Raw genomic sequence first — 4,539 nt, forward strand, 5'->3', positions numbered from 1 at the left:
TGTGCATTCACTTGTTCATAACCTCCTCAGGATGGCAGAGATGTCCGGCAATACCGGATGCGGCGGCAACCGCCGGAGAAGCCAGATAGACCTCGCTGGTCACGTGACCCATGCGGCCTACAAAATTACGGTTGGTGGTGGAGACGGCGCGCTCTCCTGCGGCCAGACAGCCCATGTGGCCGCCCAGGCAGGGCCCGCAGGTAGGCGTGGAGACAATGCACCCTGCATCAAGAAAAATCTCCGTATAGCCACAGCGAATGCACTCCCGGTAAATCGTCTGAGTGGCGGGGATCACGATTCCCCGAACGCCATGCGCAAGATGGCGGCCTTTCAAAATTTCCGCTGCCGCTGCCAAATCCGGCAGTTGACCGTTGGTGCAAGAGCCGATCACCACCTGATCGATGGCAATATTTGCCCCCTCCCGTGCACTGTGGGCGTTCTCCGGCAGATGGGGCCATGCCACCACGCAGTCGATGGTTCCGAGATTCAGGTCAATGGTCCGTTCATATTCCGCGTCGGGATCTGCTTCAAAAGCTGTCCACGGACGGTTTACTCGGCCGTCCACATAAGCCCGGGTCACTTCGTCCACTGGGAAAATGCCGTTTTTCGCCCCGGCTTCAATGGCCATATTGGCAATGGTCAGCCGGTCATAAATCGTCAGATTCTTGACGCCTTCACCGGAAAATTCCAGCGATTGATACCGAGCGCCATCCACCCCGATCATCCCAATCAGCGTCAGGATCACGTCTTTGCCGGAAACATAGGGCCGCAGCTCACCGGTGAGATTAACCCGGATGGCGGAGGGTACCTTAAGCCAGGTCTCGCCGGCGGCCATAGCTGCTCCCATATCCGTGGAGCCAACGCCGGTGGAAAAAGCGCCAAGCGCACCATAGGTACAGGTGTGGGAATCGGCGCCGATCACGGCTTCGCCGGGACCAACCAGTCCCTTTTCCGGCAGCAGGGCGTGCTCAATCCCCATCTCGCCTACGTCGTAATAATGGTCGATATCAAACCGGCGGGCAAAGGTTCGACACTGCTGGCACTGGGTAGCCGCCTTAATATCCTTGTTGGGAGCAAAATGATCCATCACCATGGCGATGCGGCTCTTGTCAAAAACCTTCGTAAAGCCGTTGGCCTCGAATTCATTGATCGCCACAGGCGAAGTGATATCGTTTCCCAGAACCAGATCCAGTTTTGCTTGAATCAATTGCCCTGCATGAACTTCCGGAAGTCCTGCGTGACAGGCCAGAATCTTTTGTGTCATCGTCATTCCCATTGTGCGTTCTCCTTTTTATGCGGTTGCTTCGATCATTTTATTGATACCGTTGACATAGGCACGGATAGAAGATTCGATGATGTCCGTGGATAATCCAGTACCGGTATAGCTATTGCCCGTACCATCGGAGATTTTGACAACTGCCTCGCCGATGGCGTCTTCCCCGTCCGTAACAGCAGTGAGGCTGAAGCTGTCAAGACTCACGCGGATTCCCAACATTTGATTGATCGCCTTGAAGGAAGCGTCCAGTGGGCCGGAGCCAATTGCCACTTCCTGCAAGATCTTATTATCCCGCTTGATTTTGACGCAGGAGGTGTTCGGCATGCCGTCACCGGCGTTAATTACATGACTGATCAGTTGGCAGGAATCAATTCCGGTATGGCGGCGGTTCAAAATCAAGGCCTCTATGTCAGAACCGGTGATCGTCTTTTTCTTATCCGCCAACGCCTTAAACCGGGCAAATACATCATCCAGCTCTCCATCGGCCAGTTCATAACCCATGGAAACCAGCTTCTCCCGTAGGGCGTGCTTGCCGGAGTGTTTGCCCAAAACCATGGTGTTCTGAGGGATTCCCACATCTGTGGATTTTATAATTTCATAAGTCTGGGCGTTGGCGATCACGCCATGCTGATGGATTCCGGATTCATGAGCAAAGGCGTTGGCTCCCACGATAGCCTTACTGGGCGAAATGAGGGCGCCGGTGATATTGCTGAGCAGCTTGCTGCTTTTATATATCTGGCGGGTATTGATCTGCGTTTGCGCATCATAAAAGTCCCCACGAGTCTTTAACGCCATGACAACTTCCTCCAAGCTGGCATTTCCGGCACGCTCACCAATTCCGTTGACGGTGCACTCCACCTGCACCGCTCCTGCCTGAATACAAGCCAGTGAATTAGCTACCGCCATGCCCAAATCATCGTGACAGTGGACGGAGATATCCACCTGGTCGATATTGATCACGTTGGCGCGGAGATAGGTAATCAGATCAGCCATCTCCTGCGGTGTGGAATACCCAACGGTATCCGGGACATTCAGTGTTGTGGCACCGGCGGCCACTGCGGCGGTATAGCACTTTGCAAGAAATGCCGGGTCGGAGCGTGACGCATCCTCGGCTGAAAATTCGATGTCCGGACACTTGGATTTTGCATAGCCTACCATCTCGCTGATGGAGGCCAGTACCTCTTCCCGCGTCATCCGCAGTTTATACTCCATGTGGATATCGCTGGTAGCCAGAAAAACATGGATTCGGGGATGATTTGCCTCTTTGACCGCATCCCAGGCGGCGTCAATGTCGCCTTTGGTACAGCGGGCCAAACTGGCTACTGTGCAGGTGTTCACCGCAGCGGCAATCGCCTGGACACTCTTAAAGTCCATGGGGGAAGCAATGGCGAATCCAGCCTCAATAATGTTTACCCCCAGTTTTTCAAGCTGCTTGGCCATCTCGATCTTTTCACTTAGGTTCATACTGCAGCCGGGAGACTGCTCACCATCTCTTAAAGTCGTATCAAAAATTTTAATGCATCTCATGCGTCATCCTCCTGATCTGGTTTGAATCGTTCTTTCTATATCCGAACAGACAACAAAAAAAGGCTTTCGTCTCTATAATTATAGAGACGAAAGCCTAAACTTCCGCGGTACCACTCCGATTGGCATAAAATGCCCACTTTCGGTATCGGCTCAGTTATCTTGAGCGAATCCCGCCTCTCTGGTAACGGTGAGGAAACCCGTTCCCGCCTAAACGGCCTGAGCCGTTTCAGCAGAAGTACTCAAGGGCCAGTAACATCTCTCCGCTCTGCATTGCCTCGCAGCGTCCGGCAACTCTCTGAAGCGTCCTGGGGAGATTTTTTCCCTGTCATCGTATCTGTTCGTTTTGCTATTGAGCGTCACTTTACAGGATTGCAGATGGTTTGTCAATCCCACTTTTTTGTTTTTGACGTTTTAAATATTTTGAGAGTCCGTCACATCCTATGCAATGTAAAAGTTGCACAAAGTTTTCTTCTTCGCATAATTAAATTCGGAACTTTAAGGCAGCATCGCACAAAAAAGAATGCAGGAAAACACAGCCTGTAATAAAATCAGACGCTATTATGAATTATTTATACAAGCTAAATCGAATAAAGGTGATGTTTAAATGGATGCGCACCGTGGCCTCCTTTGCCCTTGACCTTAATCTTGATTGTGTCCGACGAAGCATGGAATGTGCCAAAGCGAACACCCATCTTTCCCGTCTGGGTGTCCGGCCATGTGTGGAAGCTAAGCACACAATCCGGATGCGGATCCTGCAGTACGTCGTGCCCCAAATTGTATGACGAAAATCCTTCCTGTCGGATACAAATACATGGACTATGTTAGAATTGGCGAACCGCTGTGTGTGATCCTCATGATCGCCGCCATATTCCTGTGCCCAATTTTTTATCCGCTTTAAGTTAATTCCCGCGTAAGAGCTTCTGGTATATCGGAAGCTCTGACCTTTGGCTGCGTAAAAAAGGGCAAGCTGAAGAATTTTATGCGCATACGAAAAAAATCTCAATTATGCTTCATATATTTATTTGACGTATATGAATCGATACCTAGACGGACGTCTCGTGTTTATGGTCCTTTGCAAATTAAAGATAGCGGCGGCGCTCCCTTCGTTTTTACTTATAGGGGCTTACAGGGCGTTTATTAGACGACGGCGGTTTTATGATGGACGGTGGACAGAAGCGCCTTGCATTTTATAATTGGCCCCAGCTTTTCTCCCTTAAGGCTTTCCGCCGCTGCAATTCGCTGCAATTGGCCTCGTTTTTGACCCGAAAAGGCCCCAAAAGACCGGTAAACCGGCCCCAAATACCACCCTGAAAAACGCGGAAAAAATCCCTTAAAGCCGTAAGGCTCTAAGGGATTCTGTGGTGGACGATACAGGACTCGAACCTGTGACCCCCTGCACGTCAAGCAGGAGCGCATAGTAGCTTTGCCTCATTGCGTTGAAGTCGAAACCCGTTGCGCCGCAAGGTGCATAATGATTTCAGTTTCCTGCGATATTTTTTCAAGGTATTCTTTTCACTGTAATTCGCTGCAATGGGCCGCTATCGCTCATCGTCAGCAGAGTCCGGTTGCGGCTTTTCGTTCAGCCTCGATTCCCAAATGGCGCATATAAAGCGCTTCTCACTTTGGACTATGCGGAAAGCCGCGGCATTTGCCTGGTTAATTTAATACAATAAAGATGAAACGCAAATTGCAAGTTCAAGTTGGACACCCATGGTAGAGAAGGTGTAGGTTCTTAG

2 protein-coding genes and 1 other annotated feature are annotated in these 4,539 nt (G+C 50.8%); both genes read right to left on the reverse strand.

Features of this window, described 5'->3' with window-relative positions; genetic code table 11:
* Positions 1-7: 7 nt before the first annotated feature.
* Positions 8-1,276, reverse strand: coding sequence for a 3-isopropylmalate dehydratase large subunit (gene leuC, locus RTK01_RS15945; RefSeq protein WP_312281917.1), 1,269 nt, complete (start codon positions 1,274-1,276; stop codon positions 8-10).
* A 15-nt stretch (positions 1,277-1,291) separates the two neighbouring features.
* Positions 1,292-2,803, reverse strand: a complete 1,512-nt coding sequence (locus RTK01_RS15950) for a 2-isopropylmalate synthase (RefSeq protein ID WP_312281918.1) — start codon at positions 2,801-2,803, stop codon at positions 1,292-1,294.
* A gap of 79 nt (positions 2,804-2,882) precedes the next feature.
* Positions 2,883-3,141: a binding site (T-box leader), on the reverse strand.
* Between the last annotated feature and the right edge of the window lie 1,398 nt (positions 3,142-4,539).

It is taken from the genome of Oscillibacter sp. (genome assembly GCF_031978065.1).
GTDB lineage: Bacteria > Bacillota > Clostridia > Oscillospirales > Oscillospiraceae > Oscillibacter.